This is a genomic window from Flavobacterium kochi, assembly GCF_048286715.1.
Lineage (GTDB): Bacteria > Bacteroidota > Bacteroidia > Flavobacteriales > Flavobacteriaceae > Flavobacterium.
This window is the reverse complement of sequence record NZ_JBLVPW010000001.1, coordinates 41,980-59,597: the sequence shown is the minus strand read 5'-3', so window position 1 is coordinate 59,597 and position 17,618 is coordinate 41,980. Positions and strand designations below refer to the sequence as shown.

Here is a 17,618-nt window from a genome sequence, read left to right as displayed (position 1 = left end):
ATGATAAATAAAATAGTATAGACACTGTTTTATTTGTTGTAGCAACAATCATTTATTAATGTAACAAAAGAATAATTCCCCCTTTTATTCGTAATCTTTTTACGGATGAACACTTTATTTTATTTTATTGACCTCAAAGGCGCAAGGGCACAAAGTTCAAAATTTTTGATGTCTTTTGTTTTTTTCCTATCGTCCTTTTATTCCTTTTCACAAGTCAAAGACACAACCAAAGTAAATCAACTCGATGAAGTCTTGGTTTCAGCAGTTCGTGTTACTTCAAAAACTCCGGTTAGTTTTAGTAATTTGGATAAAAAAGAAATCAAATTTAGAAACTTGGGACAGGATATTCCAATTTTGATGAATTATTTGCCGTCAGTTGTCACTACTTCCGATGCTGGAAATGGAGTGGGGTATACCGGAATCCGCGTTCGTGGTAGCGATGCAACAAGAGTAAATGTCACTATCAATGGAATTCCCTATAATGATTCGGAGAGTCATGGGACCTATTGGGTGAATATGCCAGATTTTGCCTCTTCAGTGGAGAGTCTGCAACTGCAACGTGGTGTGGGAACTTCGACAAATGGAGCAGGTGCTTTTGGTGCGAGTTTAAATATGTTGACTGATTCCTATTCTGATAAAGCCACAGGAGAAATTTCAAACTCTTTTGGAAGTTTTAATACGAGAAAGCATACTGTAAAATTCAGCACAGGATTAATTAATGATCATTTTGAACTGGCGGGACGTTTGTCTGCGCTGAAATCGGATGGTTATATTGACAGAGCTGCATCGGATTTAAAATCTTATTTTCTTCAAGGAACGTATGTTGGTAAAACAACTTTGATAAAAGCATTGGCTTTTGGAGGAAAAGAAAAAACATATCAATCCTGGAATGGAATTGATGAAGCTACTTTAATTAGCGACAGAACGTTTAATTCAGCAGGGATTTTTACAGATGAGTTCGGTAATACGAGATATTATGATAACGAAACAGATAATTACCAACAAGATCATTATCAATTGCATTGGAACGAAAAAGTTTCCAATAATTGGAGCACGAATTTAGCTTTTCATTATACTAAAGGAAAAGGGTATTATGAAAATTATAAAGAGGACGCTGATTTTTCTGATTATGGATTGCAGCCGATAGGAGTTTTAACAACAACAGATTTAATCCGTCAAAAATGGTTGGATAATGATTTCTATGGAACTACATTTTCTGCAAATTATACAACTGAAAAACTGGATGTCATTTTTGGTGGCGGTTATAACAAATATGAAGGAGATCATTTTGGAAAAGTAATTTGGGCTCGTTACGCTTCTCAAAGTGAATTGGGAGATCATTATTATGATGATTTTGCAACCAAAACCGATGGGAATGTTTTTGCAAAAGCAAATTATCAAATAACACAGGGATTAAGTTTATTTGGAGATCTGCAACTTAGAAATGTGCATTATAAAGCTAATAGTTTCGAAACAGGTTCAGTAAATGATAATTTTAATTTCTTTAACCCAAAGGCAGGATTGAATTTTGATATCAATACTAATAATAAGCTATACTTTTCATATGCGAGAGCTAATCGTGAGCCAAACAGAACGGATTATGAAGGCGGAAACGCTAAGCCAGAAAAGTTAAATGACTTTGAGTTGGGTTGGAGATACGTTGCTGACAAAGTAAAATTTAATTCCAATATTTATTACATGGCCTATAAAGACCAATTGATATTAACTGGAAAATTGGATGATGTAGGAAGTCCAATTCGTTCTAACAGTGAAAAAAGTTATCGTTTAGGATTAGAAGTTGATGCTACAATTGCCATATCGCAGCAATTTATCATTCGTCCTAATTTTACTTTAAGTGCTAATAAGAACATTGATTTAGCTGTTGAAGGTGAAAATTACGGAACTACTGATATTGCATATTCACCATCAGTTATTGTTGGAAATATTTTGGTTTATAAGCCTACAGAAAACTTCCAGGTATCTTGGATGCAAAAATTTGTAGGAGAACAATATATGAACAATATTGAATTGCCAGCAGCAAAATTGGCAGATTATTTTGTTAACGATTTGAATATTGCTTATGAAATTAAACCAAAATCAATTTTCAAATCAATTATTTTGACCGGTTTGGTAAATAATATTTTAGACAAAAAATATGTTTCAAATGGGTATATGTGGGATGTTTATCCCTACTATTATCCGCAGTCCGGAATTAACTTCTTAGCTGGATTAACACTGAAGTTTTAGATTATTGTAGTGGTATTACTTAAAAATCCTGATGGTTTTAGAACTGTCAGGATTTTTTGTTTGTTTTATGATTTTAATTATAAACTCGAAGTACGTTTCCGTTCACTTCTACGCGATATTGTTTCAAAAGGTATTGTTTTCCGGGACTTTGGCCAGTAAATAAGCTGTATTCTGCATTGTCACAAGGGCAAACTACTTTTATTCCATTTAGGGTCATGGTAGAGCAGCTACTCAAAGCTTGATTAGGACAGGCAGCGTCGAACGCGTTATACCCACTTCCTGTATTGAATACAAATATCCCTTTGGCACCCTGTCCCGAATAATAAATGGCATTAGCGGGATACTGAAGATTAGAATATGCCGGTAGATTCATGTTGATATCTAAGGTGAAACTATAATTTGGGAGGTATGGGTTTTTATTATCAAAACCATTGTCACTACAATTAAAGAAAAACGGAATAATAAGAAAAAGTAGGATGTATTTTTTCATTTTAAAATATAGTAAAAGAATTAGCGAAACAAATTTAATTTATTTAACTTTGAATTATATATGATTAACATATATTTATAGGCTAAAAAAAAATAATAGTATCTTTGTGGAAAGAAATCCCGTCCTGATGGGATTTTTTCTATTTATATAAATGACGAAATTATGAGCACAGTATCTTATTACACCGCGGAAGGATTAAAGAAGTTAAGAGAAGAATTAGATTATTTGAAAAGTGTAATGCGTCCAAAAGCGTCTGCAGATATAGCTGAGGCAAGAGATAAAGGTGATTTATCTGAAAATGCAGAATATGATGCAGCCAAAGAAGCACAAGGAATGCTGGAAATGCGAATTGCAAAGCTGGAAGAAGTACATTCTAATGCCAGATTAATTGATGAAACGCATCTTGATGTTTCTAAAGTGTTGGTTTTGTCCAATGTAAAAATCAAAAATCAAACCAATGGAATGGAGATGAAATACACGTTGGTAGCAGAAAGTGAAGCGGATTTAAAAACAGGAAAAATCTCTGTTACCTCACCAATTGGTAAAGGTTTACTGGGGAAATCGGTAGGAGAATTTGCTGAGATTACGGTTCCTAACGGTGTTTTGAAATTCGAAATTTTAGAAATTTCCCGTGACTAAATCCAATATTCAGTTATAGTAGTAGTTTTCAAATAACGTAAATCAAATATCATAAATCGAATATGTCAAGTATTTTCACAAAAATCATAAACGGAGAAATCCCTAGTTATAAAATAGCTGAAGATGATAATTTTTTTGCTTTTTTGGATGTAAATCCAAATGCAAAAGGACATACGCTTTGTGTTCCGAAACAGGAAATCGATAAGATTTTTGATATTGAGGAGGATTTGTATGTAGGTCTTATGCAGTTCTCTAAAAAAATAGCCATTGCGTTGGAGAAAACAGTTCCCTGTAAAAGAATTGGAATGGCCGTTATAGGTCTGGAAGTTCCTCATGCTCATGTTCATCTTATTCCTTTAAATGAAATGGATGAAATGCGTTTTCAAAATAAAGTATCTCTTTCAAAAGAAGAATTTGAAGCATTAGCAATAAGTATTACAGCCAATTTATAATATTTTTGCAAAAAAAAAATAAATTGGTACGGTTTTCGTTTAGAAAGGGAATAGGTGAAAACTTATTCCCTTTTAATTTATGAGTCTGCCCAGTATGATGAAAAACATCTATGTAATACTTTTTTTATTTTTATCCGGTTTAAGTTTCGGTCAGGCTAATGCCGGATATGCTTTGGTTGACAAGAAAATGGCTGCTATTTCTTCCAGTTCCACCAATTCTACTGAGGCCATTTCCAACTATATAAAAGCCAACTTTAAAACAGATACGGATAAAATCCGTGCTGTTTTTTACTGGACTGCGTCCTATATTAGTTACGATGTTGCCAATATGTTTACTGTAAACTTCAATGAAACTCCACAAGAGCAAATAGCTAAAACCCTGAAAACAAAAAAAGGCGTTTGTATTCATTATGCTGAGGTTTTTAATGAGATTTCAAATAAAATTGGAATACAGTCCTACATAATAGAAGGCTATACCAAGCAATATGGAAAAATGGCAAGCTTGGCTCATGCCTGGTGTGCAGCAAAAATTGATAATAAATGGTATTTGTTCGACCCTACTTGGGGCTCAGGTTATGTAAACAATGGAAAATTTTTTAAAAAATTAAATGAGAATTATTTTAAGGCAGAACCCACAAGACTGATTTCTTCTCATATCCCTTTTGATTATTTATGGCAGTTTCTAAATTATCCAATTACCAATAATGAGTTTTATGTAGGTGCTACTCAAATTAATAAATCGAAGAAATACTTCAATTTTGAGCGTGAAATTGCTAAATATGACACCTTATCAGAAATCGATAAATTATTTGATTCTGCTGTAAGGATCGAAAAAAACGGAGTTATAAATGCCATGATTTTAGAACGTCTGGAAGGGAAAAAGAAAGAGATAACTTATTTAAGACATAACTCGAATGTTGATAGATTGAATGCAATAGTCAACGATTACAACGAGGCGGTTATCTTATTGAACGACTTTGTTCATTACAGAAATAATAAGTTTAAGCCCACTTTATCTGACGATGAAATTAACAATATGATTCAAGCGCCAATTGAAAAATTAACCAAATGCCAAGATGCTATTTACACTGTCGGTGCTGTCGGAACTGAAAATTCCTCTAGTCTGACTTCGTTAAAAAAATCTATCAATGATGTTTTGACACAGGCAAAAGAGCATCAGTTGTTTGTGCAAGAATATTTGAGTAAGTCAAAAATCATCAGAAAGACGATGTTTACAAAGGTTTCCTGGTATGGAGTTCCGTTAAACTAAATTGCTTTTTTTAAAACTGACTTGCATTGTTGTTCCTTTTCCTATTTCGGAATTCAATACTTTGATGGTTCCCTTATGGTATTCTTCCACAATTCTTTTGGTTAAAGAAAGTCCTAAACCCCAGCCTCGCTTTTTAGTGGTAAAGCCAGGTTCAAATATGGTTTTGAATTGTTTTTTTTGAATGCCACCTCCCGAATCTATGATGTTTATATTAACAGAATTACCTTCCTGCTCAATTTCTAAAGCTAATTTTCCTCTTCCTTTCATAGCATCGATAGCATTTTTCACCAGATTTTCTATCGTCCAACTGTGCAAAGTAGGATTAAGCGAAACCATAATAGGTGATTTTGGTGCTTTAAAGGAAAATTCAATTTGTTTTGAAAATCGAGACTGCAAATAATCGTAAGACTGAAGTGTTTCTGCTATAATATCTTTGTTTTCTAATTTTGGTTCTGAGCCTATTTTCGAAAAACGATCTGTTATGGTTTGCAGGCGTTCAATGTCTTTTTCAATTTCGAAAGTAGTGCTTTCATCTACATTTTCAGATTTCAAGAGTTCTACCCAGCCTATCAATGAAGAAAGTGGTGTTCCTATTTGGTGCGCGGTTTCTTTCGCCATTCCTGCCCAAAGTTTGTTTTGGGTAGCCATTTTGGTACTTCTATAGAAATTATAAACTAAGCCGCCAAATAGTACTATAATGAGCAATAAAGCAATCGGGTAATACTTTAGTTTGTTCAGTAACGCCGAATTACCATAATATAATTTTTGAAATTTCCCCGGTACATATTCAATTACAATGGGGTCATTTTCATTTTTTAAATTCTGTAAAAATGCGTTTGCCTTCGGTTTGTTTTTTACAATTGCATCATCAATATTTACCGTATTTATGATGCTGTCATTCTCTGTAAGTATTATGGGAATTGAAGTGTTGTTGCTGAAAATCTGAAGCGGAAGTTCTACATCAGTATTTTCGCCTGCATTGATGAGCGTCTTTTGTGCTTTTGCCCAAAGATTCATTTTTAATCGTTCTTCATTTTTGAAGATTTGAAAAAAAGTATAAGTGTTCCAAAGAATTAATGAAATTATGAAAAAAGAAGCAAAAATAATAATCCAACGGGTTGTATTTTTTCTTTCTGAAAATTGCATAAATTAAAATTTGAGGTATAAATATAACGAAATATCTGCATTATTATTTTAGTTTTACGCAAAGAATTGTTTTAGTAAAAACTATTCAATTTATTTTTCTTAAATCGTTAATCGTTCTTTTTAAATTTAAACCATTTACTTACTTTTGTGCGTTAAGAAACGTATTTAAATACCAAGAAGAAAAGCATGATTAGTATTGATCCTAAAAGTATTGAAACGGCAAAGTTGCATGGCTATTTACAAAGTTCAGTGGGACCGAGGCCTATCGCTTTTGCAAGTACGATTGGTGTCAATGGAATTCCTAATTTATCACCTTTTAGTTTCTTTAATGTATTCAGTGCCAATCCTCCAATCCTTATTTTTTCACCTGCAAGAAGGGTTCGTGATAATTCGATCAAACACACTTTAATCAATGCCGAAGCAACAGGTGAGGTGGTGATTAATGTGGTGAATTATGATATGGTACAACAAACATCTCTTGCAAGTACCGAATATGCGGAGGGTGTAAATGAGTTTATAAAATCTGGTTTGACGCCAATTCCTTCTGATATTGTGAAACCCTTCAGAGTGAAAGAATCGCCAGTTCAATTTGAATGTAAAGTCACTCAGATAATTCCTTTAGGAACTGAAGGAGGAGCGGGGAATTTAATCCTTTGTGAAGTGCTGCGAATTCATATTGCAGAAGCAATTTTAGACGAAAAAGGTGCAATTGATCAATACAAAATAGATCTGGTTTCCAGATTAGGCGGTAACTGGTATTCCAGGTCCAATCGAGGACTTTTTGAAGTGCCAAAACCAATTTCAACATTAGGAATTGGCGTAGATGCCATTCCGGATTTTATAAAAGAAAGCCCTGTTTTTGATGGAAATGATTTAGGTATGTTAGGTAATATTGAAGCCTTGCCTACAATGGAAGAAGTTAGTATATTTGTAAAACAGAATTTTGCTGTAAAAGGCGTTTTAAGTTCTGATGATCAGGAAAAAGTGCACTTAGAGGCTAAGAAATATTTGGATGACCATGATGTTTTGTCTGCTTGGAAAGTGCTTTTAGCAAAAAAATAACCTTAATAACAATAAAAAATAACGAAGATGGAAGTTACAGGAAAAATTAAAATGCTTGGGGATGCTAAAAATGTAGGAAGCGGTAGTTTCTTAAAAAGAGAGCTTGTAGTAACAACAGACGAACAATATCCACAACATATTTTAGTGGAATTTGTACAAGATAAATGTGATTTATTGAATAGTTTCAAAGTAGGTGAAGCGGTAAAAGTTTCTATTAATTTAAGAGGACGCGAATGGATTGATCCACAAGGAGTGGCTAAGTATTTCAATGCAATCCAAGGATGGAGAGTAGAAAGATTAGCTGCTGAAGCACCTAATGCGCAAATGCCTCCAATGCCGGCTGCTGAAGCATTTGCTCCTGCTACAAATTTAAACGAAGATGAGCCAGATGATTTGCCATTCTAATCATTTGATTCTCCATTGATATGGGAAACAAACCCGACAGCTATTCTAAATAACTGTCGGGTTTTATTTTTTAATAATTTATTTTTTAATAAAGAATGTATTATTTATCAGGTCCTTTGTTTTTTCCTTCTGTTTCCGAAGCGAATGCTGATGGTATTCTCGCTATTGGTGGAGACTTATCACCAGAGCGTTTGCAACTTGCTTACAAAAGTGGAATTTTTCCATGGTTTGAACAAGGGGAGCCCATAATGTGGTGGTCGCCTAACCCCAGAATGGTTTTGTTTCTGGATGAATTGATTGTTTCCAAAAGTATGCGTAACATTCTCAATAGAAATATTTTTAAAGTTACGTTTAATCAGAATTTCAGAGCCGTAATTTCGAATTGTCAGAACATAAAACGCGATGGACAAAACGGGACTTGGATTACCAATGATATGGTTGAAGCTTATTGTAAGTTGAACGATTTAGGTATTGCTAAATCTGTAGAAGTTTGGCAAGGGGATGAGTTGGTAGGCGGCTTGTATGGCATCGATTTAGGAACTGTTTTCTGTGGGGAAAGTATGTTTTCCAAAGTTCCGAATGCTTCAAAAGTAGCTTTTATTGCTTTGGTCAATCAATTGAGAAAAGACAATTATAAATTGTTAGACTGTCAGGTTTATAATCCTCATCTCGAAAGTTTGGGATGTAGGGAAATTTATAGAGAAGAGTTCATCAGTATTTTGAATGTTTCCCAAAAGTAATTTTTCTTTTTTTTCTTTTTTGAATTTAAAAAAACAAGTATTTTTATAATCAACTAAATTTCAAAATGTAATGAGCAATACTCGTTTTATTAGCGAAATCTATATTTATCCTATTAAAAGTTTAGGAGGAATCAGCTGTCAAAGTGCCAGAGCTGAAGAAATGGGTTTTGAAAATGACAGAAGATGGATGTTAATTGATGAAAACAATCAATTTATAAGTCAAAGAGAACATCCCGTTCTGAGTCAATTTCAGCCTCAGATTTCAGAAAATAAAATGGAGATAACCTACCGGGATAAAAAACATGCTTTTTTGATTAATGAAAGCATGGGTGACCCAATTTCAGTATCCATTTGGGATGATCAAAGCGAAGTTTTCGAGGTTAATAAAACTGCCTCAGATTGGTTTACTGAATGCCTCGGCTTTACCTGTAAATTGGTTAAAATCATTGAAATTGGAGATCGAAAACATAAGAGCAAGGCATTGAATGTCACTTTCAATGTCAGCTTAGCTGATGGTTATCCGTATCTATTAGTGAGCAGCGAAAGTTTAGATCAACTAAATCAAAAATTAGAAGAGAAGATTACCGTTGCAAGATTTAGACCCAATATCGTTATTAAAAACAACCTTGCCCATGAAGAGGATTACTTTGGGATTATCAAAATCGGGGGCGTTACATTCAAAAATGTAAAACCGTGCGGCAGATGTATAATAGTCAATAATAATCCAATAAAAAGTATTATTCTAAAAGAGCCGCTAAAGACATTAAGCACTTACAGAAAAGTGGATAACAGTGTTCTTTTTGGTACCAATTTAGTGTGTATTGAAAAAGGGATTGTTAGCGTAGGGGATGTTTTGAGTTTTTAGAATTTGAGTTTGTTAAAACTCCAATCCAAGCTATTAAATAGGATCAATTCATTTTCTAAAGCGGGTAAATCCATAATCAGCTTCAACGTTTCATGTGCCATCATCGTGCCGATAATTCCTGGAAGGGTGCCCAATACGCCATTCAAATTGCAATTGGGAACATCTTTTGGATTGGGTGGTTCCGGGAATAAATCACGAAGATTTTTATTTCCATTATGATTGAAAACAGCGATCTGTCCCTCAAATTTTAAAATACTGCCATAAATCAATGATTTTCCTAAGGTCACACAGGTATCATTTACAAGATAACGGGTTTCAAAGTTATCACAACCATCAACAATGACATCAAAATTTCTAATGATTTGCGCTGCATTTTCAACAGTTAATTTTTCTTCAAACGGGATAATATCGATCAATGGATTTAAAGTTTCTAAAACCGATTTTGCCGTCATTGCTTTTGATTTGCCAACGTGTTCCTCCGTATATAAAATTTGGCGGTGAAGGTTGTGTAATTCTATTTTATCAAAATCTACAATTCCTATAGTTCCAATTCCGGCCGTTGCTATATATTGCAATATAGGACAACCTAATCCGCCGGCACCAATCACTAAAACTTTAGCTTTTTTGAGTTTTTCTTGTCCAGAATCGCCTATTTCCGGCAACATCATTTGTCGGTTATACCGTAAAAAATCTTGAATAATACTCATAATTCTCCAATCTAAAATGTTAATCTATATTCGTATAACTTCTGTCCCAGTCCTTCCAAACGGGTTCATATCCTCTGCTGGAAATGACTTTTGCAATCTCCGAAGCCGATCGTTCATCACTGATTTCAAATTGCTCCAATGATTGGGGATCAACGACATAACCGCCAGGATTGGTTTTAGAACCGGCACTCATACTAGTAATACCAATTGGAATAATATTATCCCGAAATTTTTCATTTTCACGGGTTGACATGGAGATTTCTAAATCTTCATTCCACAAACGGTAGGCACAAATGAGTTGCGTCAAATCGGTATCATCCATGATAAAGTTGGGCTCAATAACTCCTTCTGCCGGTCGTAATCGGGGGAAAGAAACTGCATATTTAGTTTGCCAATACGTTTTTTGTAAATAATCTAAATGCAAGGCATTGAAAAAACTGTCCGTACGCCAATCTTCCAGTCCTAATAAAACTCCCAATCCAATTTTATGAATACCTGCAGTTCCTACTCGGTCCGGTGTTTCTAAACGAAAATCGAAATTGGATTTTTTTCCTTTTGTATGGTATTGTTTATAAACGTCACGGTGATAGGTTTCCTGATATACTAAAATCGAATAGATTCCAGCGTTATGCAATTGTTCGTATTCTTCTGTTGACAGGGGTTGTACTTCGGCTGAAATGGTGGAAAAGTCATTTTTTATTTGAGCAATTGTCTTCAGAAAATAATGAATGTTTACGGTGTGATTTGCTTCGCCAGTCACCAGTAAAACATGATCAAAGCCTGCTTTTTTTAATACTTCAATTTCTAGTGTAATTTCGCTTTCGGTAAGTGTTTTTCGTTTGATTTTGTTATCCAAACTAAAACCACAATAGGTACAAATGTTTTGACATTCGTTGCTTAAATACAAAGGAGCATACATTTGAATCGTTTTGCCAAATCTTTTTTTGGTTAATTCATGCGCCAGTTGTGCCATTTGCTCTAAATAAGGTTGGGCAGCAGGTGAAATTAATGTCAAAAAATCATCAAGATTACGCTTGCTTTTGGCTAATGCATATTGGACCTCTATTGAAGTGGTGCTGTATATTTTTGTTTTGATAGTTTCCCAATCATATGTGTCAAAAACCGATTTAAATGTGCTCATTTTTTATTTTTTTTTAACGAAAGGTTTGCAGAATTTAGTTTCTTGTTTCCACTTCCAAAGCTTTGTATGTTCCCGTCTACTTCCGTGATTATGCAGATTATTCATATAAAAATGCAGTTAAAGGACTTGAAGCGACCGCACGATTTACTTTTTGTGCTAATTGCGCTTCGTAGGCTTTTCGGCCTGCAATAACGGCTTCTCTAAAAGCTTCTGCCATCAGTTTTGGATTTCCCGCCACGGCAATTGCAGTATTTACCAAGACTGCATGAGCTCCAAGTTCCATCGCTTTTGCTGCATCGGATGGTGCACCAATTCCGGCATCTATAATGACGGGAACTTTGCTCTGTTCAATTATTATTTCTAAAAAATCGATGGTTTTTAATCCTTTGTTACTGCCAATTGGAGAGCCTAAAGGCATTACTGCCGAAGTTCCGGCGTCTTCCAGTCGTTTACATAAAACGGGATCGGCATGGATATAAGGCAAAATAATAAATCCTAACTTGGCCAATGCTTCTGTAGCTTTTAAGGTTTCGATTGCATCGGGCATCAAATATTTTGGATCGGGATGAATTTCCAATTTAAGCCAGTTGGTTTCCAATGCCTCCCTTGCTAATTGTGCTGCAAAAATGGCTTCTTTGGCATTTCGTGCTCCAGAAGTATTGGGTAATAAATTAATGTGGGGGTGTTTAAGATGTGATAAAATGGCATCTGTTTCGGTTTCCAAATCGACACGTTTTAGTGCAACGGTCACTAACTCACTTCCTGATGCCAGAATGGCTTCTTCCATCTGCTGATTGGAACCGAATTTTCCCGTGCCTAAAAACAAGCGGGACTGAAAGGTTTTGTTTCCTATTTTAAATGGTAACATATAATTTTTCGTTAAGTTGAGTGATAAGTTGAGATGGATTTTCGCTTTGTGTAATCAGACCGGAAACAGCTATGCCATGGATTCCGGTTTCTATAAGACTTTCAACGCTTTCCAATGTAATACCTCCAATGGCATAAATAGGAACTTTGATATTTTTAATTTTCATTTGTCCGACAATCGAACGATACCCTTCAAGTCCTATAATTGGACTTAGATTTTGTTTGGTTGCTGTAAATTGAAATGGTCCCAGACCAATATAATCACAGTTTTCGGCTGTTCTTTGAAGCACGTCTTCAAAAGTATTTGCGGTGCCTCCAATGATTTTTGTTTTTCCCAAAATAGATCTTGCTTCATCAATGGTCATGTCACTCAAACCTAAATGTACCCCATCGGAATCCAATTGTTGCGCTAAATGAACGTTGTCATTAATGATAAATGTTGCTAAATATTCTTTGCATAACATTTTTACGGCTTCCGCCAAAGTAAAAACTTCCAGTGCGTTTTGGTTTTTGAATCGCAATTGGATCCAATCGCAACCATTGTCCAGCGCTTGGTGAATGTTATATAATTGTTCTTCGACTGTATTTCCCTGTGAGATGTATTGTAACTTGTTATACATGATGGTATCCTAATTTGGTTGGGTTAGATTGTAAATAGGTTTCTATATATTTTTTAGCATTACCGCAAGCTGTTTTTAGGTCTTGCTCTAAAGCTAAATTAGCTGTAATGGCTGATGACAACACGCAGCCAGAACCATGTTTTTCGAAAATCAACGTTTTTTTTGGCGAAAATCTCAAAATTTCATTTTCCAGATATAAATAATCAATGCCTATTTTGTCCGGGTTATGACCTCCTTTTAGCAAAACAGCGCAATATTTCGAAAGGGTTACTGCAATTGTTTCCGCATTAATTTCTTCCGAAGACAGCTGTAAAATTTCATTGTAATTGGGTGTTATTAAATCTATTTCTTCCAATATTTCAATCAAAACAGTTTGGTTTTCGATGGTTATAAATTGGAATTCAGTAGTGGCTTTTAAAACGGTGTCCCAAACTATTTTTGTTTTTGGCGAAAGCTTTTTTATAGCAAAAACAATTTTTTTTAAATAGTCCAGTGAAGGAACAACTCCAATTTTTACTGCTTTGATAGTATAATTTTCAAACAATTTGCCCAATGATCTCATAACGAAATCTAAGTTAGTCCAGTGCATTTCGTAGAATGCATTTTCAGTTTGAATGGTATTTCCCGTATTGATGGCAAGACCACACACCCGATGTTGCTCAAATGTTTTTATATCAGTCAAAACTCCTGCTCCTGCTGAAGGATCGAAACCTGCAATGGTTAATGTAAATGGACGATTTGCTGACATAGTATGAAATTTTCTATAGGGTTGTTGCTGTTCCACATAGTTCCTAAAAGTGCCACATCATCAAAACCATATTGCAATGCAATTTTGACGTTGTTGGGTGTAATACCTCCAAGGGCAATCAAAGCGGTATTGTTGTTTTTTCTTTTTTCTAATGCGCTCTTGAAATCAAGATTCGAAACGTAATTTGGTTTGGAAATACTTTCGAAAACCGGCCCAAAAAAGGCATAATCAAATGCATGCGATAGTTGCTCAAAGTCAGTCATGCTGTGAATGGAAGTGGAGAGTTTAAATGCTCGTTCTTTCCATTTTCTTAAAGTTTCTTCCGATGTTTCGATTCTTGTTTTTTCAGTAAGATGAATGCGTGTTATTCCGGATTCTTCCGCCAACTGGTGGTGGCTGTGCAATACCAGTCGGTTATTATATTCCAAACCTATTGCTGACAAATAGCTTTTCATTTGATCTTCAGAAAAGTGAAATTTTCTGATGTGAAATGACATTAATCCTTGATCGAAAAGGGTATGAATGATTTTGATTTCATTTTTTGCAACAGTAGGATTGGAAATAACGATCATTTTAATTTGATTGTATTAGCTATAGATTTCTTTTCCGCTTTCTACAAATTCTTGCGATTTCTCTTTCATGCCTTTTTCCGCTTCAGCAACATCACGAATTTCCTGTGAAATTTTCATAGAACAGAATTTAGGGCCACACATAGAACAAAAATGAGCCACTTTTGCGCCGTCTGCCGGTAAAGTTTCATCATGGAATTCACGGGCAGTATCTGGATCTAAAGACAAGTTGAATTGATCTTCCCAGCGGAATTCAAAACGGGCTTTACTCAAGGCATTGTCACGGTATTGTGATCCTGGATGGCCTTTGGCTAAGTCGGCTGCATGTGCGGAAATCTTATAGGTGATCACACCGTCTTTTACGTCTTTTTTGTTTGGTAAACCAAGGTGTTCTTTTGGTGTAACATAGCATAACATCGCGCATCCGTACCAGCCAATCATAGCTGCACCAATGGCTGAGGTGATATGGTCATAACCTGGAGCAATATCAGTTGTCAGCGGGCCTAACGTATAAAAAGGAGCTTCGTCACAATGTTCTAATTGTTTTTCCATGTTTTCCTTAATCATGTGCATCGGTACGTGACCAGGACCTTCAATAAATACCTGAACATCATGTTTCCAGGCTATTTTTGTCAGTTGGCCAAGTGTTTCCAATTCGGCAAACTGAGCGGCGTCGTTTGCATCGGCAATAGAACCGGGACGTAAACCATCTCCTAATGAAAAGGCTACGTCATACTGTTTCATGATTTCGCAAATCTCTTCGAAGTGCGTGTAAAGAAAGTTTTCTTGGTGGTGAAACAAGCACCATTTTGCCATGATGGAACCACCACGGGAAACAATTCCGGTAACGCGATTGGCCGTTAAATGAATGTAACGCAATAAAACGCCAGCATGGATTGTAAAATAAGAAACACCTTGTTCGGCTTGCTCTATTAAGGTATCGCGGAATACTTCCCAGGTCAAATCTTCAGCAACGCCATTTACTTTTTCCAAAGCTTGGTAAATTGGTACGGTTCCGATTGGCACAGGAGAATTACGGATAATCCATTCTCTGGTTTCGTGAATGTTTTTCCCAGTTGACAAATCCATAATCGTATCGGCTCCCCAACGGCAAGCCCAAACCGCTTTTTCAACTTCTTCTTCTATAGTGGAGGTAACGGCGCTGTTACCGATATTGGCATTAATTTTTACCAGGAAATTACGCCCTACAATCATCGGTTCGCTTTCGGGATGGTTGATGTTGTTTGGGATGATGGCACGACCTCTGGCTACTTCACTGCGGACAAATTCCGGTGTGATTTTGGATTTTGGGGTATGAGCTCCAAAACTGTTTCCGGCGTGTTGGCACTGCATGGCCTTGGTTTGCTCGTTGATCAACTCCAGACGTTGGTTTTCACGAATGGCGATGTATTCCATTTCAGGAGTTATGATTCCCTGTTTTGCATAATACAATTGAGATACATTAGCTCCTTTTTTTGCACGCATGGGTTTGTGTAAATATTCAAAACGCAATTCGTTTAATTTTTCGTCATTCAGACGTTTTTTTCCGTATTCGGAAGTGATTTCAGTCAGTTCTTCAACGTCATTACGATCCAGAATCCATTGTTCTCGAATACGAGGTAATCCTTTTCGAATATCAATTTCGATATTTGGGTCGGTGAAGGGACCAGATGTGTCGTAAACGGTTACAGGAGGGTTTTTTTCTATTCGTCCGTTGGACAATTTAGTATCTGCCAATGCAATTTCCCGCATGGCTACTTTAATGGGGTGAATAATCCCGTCTACATAAATTTTTGTAGAATTTGGGAACGGAGTTCTGGATATTTTTTCTTCGTTGTTCATTTGTTTGAAGTTTATGTTTTTATGATTGTTTGTGTTTTGCCGGGGACAATAATGGAGCGTCCCTAAAGTGGAAAGTCTAGGTTTGAAACTGCGGATTTGAAACAGATATCCCGTCCGCGCATCTTATTATCCACCTTGAGTTGCAGAGATTATAAGGATGTCATCGGTTTCTTTTATAGGATGGGAATTCCAGTCAGATTTTGGAATAACGGTATTGTTAATGGCTACGGCAATTCCATTTTGTTTGATGGGGATTTCCAAGTCAAGAAGTGTCTGGACAGTAAGACTGTCAGTTGTAAATTGTTTTGTTTGATTGTTGATTTTGAGCTCCATTCCTTTTGAATTTAGTATACAGTTATACTTTAGGAATGGCTACTATGTGTACATAAATGTACGAGGAAGTCATCTTACTTTTCCCTACGCTAGTATGAACTAGATCAGGTTCAGAGGGTAATTCTCAGCCTACAATATTGCAGACACCCCTAAAGTGTGAAGCAAAAATAGAATATTATTTAATACGTGATTCTTAAATGTTGAAAAAAAATAAAACTTTTCGAACTTGTTTTGTTATTGATTTTTAAAAAGTCACTGTTTTTTCCAGCAATCTTCTACATGGTCGTTAACCATTCCCGTGGCTTGCATATGTGCATAAACTACGGTAGAACCCACAAATTTAAACCCACGTTTTTTTAAATCTTTACTAATGGCATCAGAAAGTGGGGTAGTGGAAGGAACTTCTTGTAGGTTTTTGCGATTGTTATTTATTGGTTTTCCTGCTGTGAATTCCCAAATGTATTTGCTAAAACTGCCAAATTCATCTTGTACTTTCATAAAAGCAATCGCATTCGAAACAGCGGCACGGATTTTTAGCTGATTGCGAATAATGCCTGCGTCTTGCAATAATTCCTGTATTTTATCTTCGGTATAGTGTGCTACTTTTTTATAGTCAAAATTATCAAAAGCTAATTTGAAGTGCTCTCTTTTTTTTAAGATGGTTATCCAACTTAAGCCCGCTTGAAAGGTTTCCAGAATTAGGAATTCAAATAATTTTTGATCGTCATAAACAGGAACACCCCATTCTTCATCATGGTATTTTTCGTAGATGTCAATACCGATACACCATTTGCATCTTATTTTGTCTTCCATAATTTATGCTTTTTCTTCTGATAAATATTGTTTTATTAAATGGTGTCCTAAATAAATTAACGGAGTCAGTAAAATGGCAATTCCTAATTTAAACGTATAACCGATTAGGGCAGAACTTAAAAAAGTGTCGAAGTTGATTTTTCCGGGTAACCAAAAAGCGATTCCTAATACAATAAAAGAGTCAAATAATTGTGAAACTACGGTGGAGCCAGTGGTGCGCAGCCATATTTTTCGCTCTCCCGTTCTGTTTTTGAAAAACCAAAAAACACTTACATCTATTAATTGGGAAACTAAAAAAGCGATAATACTACCGGCAATAATCCACATGCTTTGACCAAATACGGCGTAAAATTGAGAATCATTTACTGGACTAATTCCTTTTGCAGCGGGAACAAGCAGGGCTAAAAGTAAAATGATAAAAGCATAAGCAATTAAACAAGCGGTAATATAGGATAAGTTTCTCACTCCCTTTTCTCCAAAGTATTCGTTGATTAAATCGGTAGTCAGAAAAACTACCGGCCATGGTAAAATACCGATACTCATAACGAATGGGCCGACTTGTATCAATTTTCCGCCAATTAATTCGGCTACAACTGCATTAGTAATGAAGATCCCTGCGAGGATAACGAACACAATATCTTTTTTGGATCTAAACATAAAAA

The 17,618-nt window shown here is 35.5% G+C and carries 20 protein-coding genes and 1 riboswitch; of the genes, 8 read left to right on the top strand and 12 right to left on the bottom strand.

Going from position 1 to position 17,618, the window contains the following annotated elements:
- Positions 1 to 105 precede the first annotated feature (105 nt).
- On the top strand, positions 106 to 2,247 hold the full coding sequence (locus tag ACNQGH_RS00305) for a TonB-dependent receptor (RefSeq protein ID WP_417953990.1): 2,142 nt from the start codon (positions 106 to 108) through the stop codon (positions 2,245 to 2,247).
- A gap of 73 nt (positions 2,248 to 2,320) precedes the next feature.
- Here the strand turns inward: ACNQGH_RS00305 and ACNQGH_RS00300 are convergent, their stop codons facing one another.
- Positions 2,321 to 2,737 carry a Rieske (2Fe-2S) protein gene (locus tag ACNQGH_RS00300; RefSeq protein ID WP_417953989.1) on the bottom strand — a complete coding sequence of 139 codons (417 nt, stop codon included), beginning with the start codon at positions 2,735 to 2,737 and terminating at the stop codon, positions 2,321 to 2,323.
- Positions 2,738 to 2,899: 162 nt separating this feature from the next.
- Here ACNQGH_RS00300 and greA point away from each other — a divergent pair, with 162 nt between their 5' ends.
- The 3 genes from greA to ACNQGH_RS00285 all read left to right on the top strand — a co-directional run bounded on the left by greA (position 2,900) and on the right by ACNQGH_RS00285 (position 5,098).
- A complete protein-coding gene (gene greA, locus ACNQGH_RS00295) occupies positions 2,900 to 3,376 on the top strand; it encodes a transcription elongation factor GreA (protein WP_121364313.1) in 477 nt (158 codons plus the stop codon).
- Positions 3,377 to 3,438: 62 nt separating this feature from the next.
- Complete coding sequence (locus ACNQGH_RS00290) at positions 3,439 to 3,828, top strand: HIT family protein (RefSeq protein WP_417953988.1); 390 nt, start codon at positions 3,439 to 3,441, stop codon at positions 3,826 to 3,828.
- A gap of 79 nt (positions 3,829 to 3,907) precedes the next feature.
- Positions 3,908 to 5,098 (top strand): transglutaminase domain-containing protein, encoded by a 1,191-nt coding sequence (locus tag ACNQGH_RS00285; protein ID WP_417953987.1) that lies wholly within the window; start codon positions 3,908 to 3,910, stop codon positions 5,096 to 5,098.
- Here the strand turns inward: ACNQGH_RS00285 and ACNQGH_RS00280 are convergent.
- Positions 5,090 to 6,244 carry a sensor histidine kinase gene (locus ACNQGH_RS00280; RefSeq protein WP_417953986.1) on the bottom strand — a complete coding sequence of 385 codons (1,155 nt, stop codon included), beginning with the start codon at positions 6,242 to 6,244 and terminating at the stop codon, positions 5,090 to 5,092. The two genes, ACNQGH_RS00285 and ACNQGH_RS00280, sit on opposite strands and share 9 nt — an antisense overlap.
- Positions 6,245 to 6,430: 186 nt before the next feature.
- On the opposite strand from ACNQGH_RS00280, the gene ACNQGH_RS00275 reads away from it, so the two are divergent.
- The 4 genes from ACNQGH_RS00275 to ACNQGH_RS00260 all read left to right on the top strand — a co-directional run bounded on the left by ACNQGH_RS00275 (position 6,431) and on the right by ACNQGH_RS00260 (position 9,316).
- Positions 6,431 to 7,306: a flavin reductase family protein gene (locus ACNQGH_RS00275; RefSeq protein WP_417953985.1), complete on the top strand. Its 876-nt coding sequence runs from the start codon at positions 6,431 to 6,433 to the stop codon at positions 7,304 to 7,306.
- 27 nt (positions 7,307 to 7,333) lie between these two features.
- Positions 7,334 to 7,711, top strand: coding sequence for a DUF3127 domain-containing protein (locus ACNQGH_RS00270; protein WP_417953984.1), 378 nt, complete (start codon positions 7,334 to 7,336; stop codon positions 7,709 to 7,711).
- Positions 7,712 to 7,806: 95 nt separating this feature from the next.
- Positions 7,807 to 8,451 (top strand): leucyl/phenylalanyl-tRNA--protein transferase, encoded by a 645-nt coding sequence (aat, locus tag ACNQGH_RS00265; RefSeq protein WP_417953983.1) that lies wholly within the window; start codon positions 7,807 to 7,809, stop codon positions 8,449 to 8,451.
- 70 nt (positions 8,452 to 8,521) lie between these two features.
- The gene (locus ACNQGH_RS00260; protein ID WP_417953982.1) at positions 8,522 to 9,316 is read left to right on the top strand and encodes an MOSC domain-containing protein; all 795 of its coding nucleotides are present in this window, start codon (positions 8,522 to 8,524) and stop codon (positions 9,314 to 9,316) included.
- Here ACNQGH_RS00260 and ACNQGH_RS00255 read toward each other — a convergent pair.
- The 10 genes from ACNQGH_RS00255 to ACNQGH_RS00210 all read right to left on the bottom strand — a co-directional run bounded on the left by ACNQGH_RS00255 (position 9,313) and on the right by ACNQGH_RS00210 (position 17,613).
- Positions 9,313 to 10,023, bottom strand: a complete 711-nt coding sequence (locus ACNQGH_RS00255; RefSeq protein WP_417953981.1) for a HesA/MoeB/ThiF family protein — start codon at positions 10,021 to 10,023, stop codon at positions 9,313 to 9,315. The two genes, ACNQGH_RS00260 and ACNQGH_RS00255, sit on opposite strands and share 4 nt — an antisense overlap.
- Before the next feature lie 19 nt (positions 10,024 to 10,042).
- Complete coding sequence (gene thiH, locus ACNQGH_RS00250) at positions 10,043 to 11,164, bottom strand: 2-iminoacetate synthase ThiH (RefSeq protein ID WP_417953980.1); 1,122 nt, start codon at positions 11,162 to 11,164, stop codon at positions 10,043 to 10,045.
- Positions 11,165 to 11,261: 97 nt separating this feature from the next.
- The gene (locus ACNQGH_RS00245) at positions 11,262 to 12,032 is read right to left on the bottom strand and encodes a thiazole synthase (protein WP_417953979.1); all 771 of its coding nucleotides are present in this window, start codon (positions 12,030 to 12,032) and stop codon (positions 11,262 to 11,264) included.
- The gene (locus tag ACNQGH_RS00240; protein WP_417953978.1) at positions 12,019 to 12,651 is read right to left on the bottom strand and encodes a thiamine phosphate synthase; all 633 of its coding nucleotides are present in this window, start codon (positions 12,649 to 12,651) and stop codon (positions 12,019 to 12,021) included. Before ACNQGH_RS00240 ends, ACNQGH_RS00245 begins: the two co-directional genes overlap by 14 nt.
- Complete coding sequence (locus ACNQGH_RS00235; RefSeq protein ID WP_417953977.1) at positions 12,644 to 13,399, bottom strand: hydroxymethylpyrimidine/phosphomethylpyrimidine kinase; 756 nt, start codon at positions 13,397 to 13,399, stop codon at positions 12,644 to 12,646. The genes ACNQGH_RS00240 and ACNQGH_RS00235 overlap by 8 nt, the downstream gene beginning before the upstream one ends.
- Positions 13,372 to 13,971, bottom strand: coding sequence for a thiamine phosphate synthase (locus ACNQGH_RS00230; RefSeq protein ID WP_417953976.1), 600 nt, complete (start codon positions 13,969 to 13,971; stop codon positions 13,372 to 13,374). The genes ACNQGH_RS00235 and ACNQGH_RS00230 overlap by 28 nt, the downstream gene beginning before the upstream one ends.
- Before the next feature lie 15 nt (positions 13,972 to 13,986).
- On the bottom strand, positions 13,987 to 15,810 hold the full coding sequence (gene thiC, locus ACNQGH_RS00225; RefSeq protein ID WP_417953975.1) for a phosphomethylpyrimidine synthase ThiC: 1,824 nt from the start codon (positions 15,808 to 15,810) through the stop codon (positions 13,987 to 13,989).
- A 126-nt stretch (positions 15,811 to 15,936) separates the two neighbouring features.
- Positions 15,937 to 16,143: a sulfur carrier protein ThiS gene (gene thiS, locus ACNQGH_RS00220; RefSeq protein WP_417953974.1), complete on the bottom strand. Its 207-nt coding sequence runs from the start codon at positions 16,141 to 16,143 to the stop codon at positions 15,937 to 15,939.
- 64 nt (positions 16,144 to 16,207) lie between these two features.
- Positions 16,208 to 16,304, bottom strand: a riboswitch (TPP riboswitch).
- Positions 16,305 to 16,395: 91 nt separating this feature from the next.
- Positions 16,396 to 16,956: a DNA-3-methyladenine glycosylase I gene (locus tag ACNQGH_RS00215; protein WP_417953973.1), complete on the bottom strand. Its 561-nt coding sequence runs from the start codon at positions 16,954 to 16,956 to the stop codon at positions 16,396 to 16,398.
- 3 nt (positions 16,957 to 16,959) lie between these two features.
- A complete protein-coding gene (locus ACNQGH_RS00210; protein WP_417953972.1) occupies positions 16,960 to 17,613 on the bottom strand; it encodes a queuosine precursor transporter in 654 nt (217 codons plus the stop codon).
- Positions 17,614 to 17,618 lie beyond the last annotated feature (5 nt).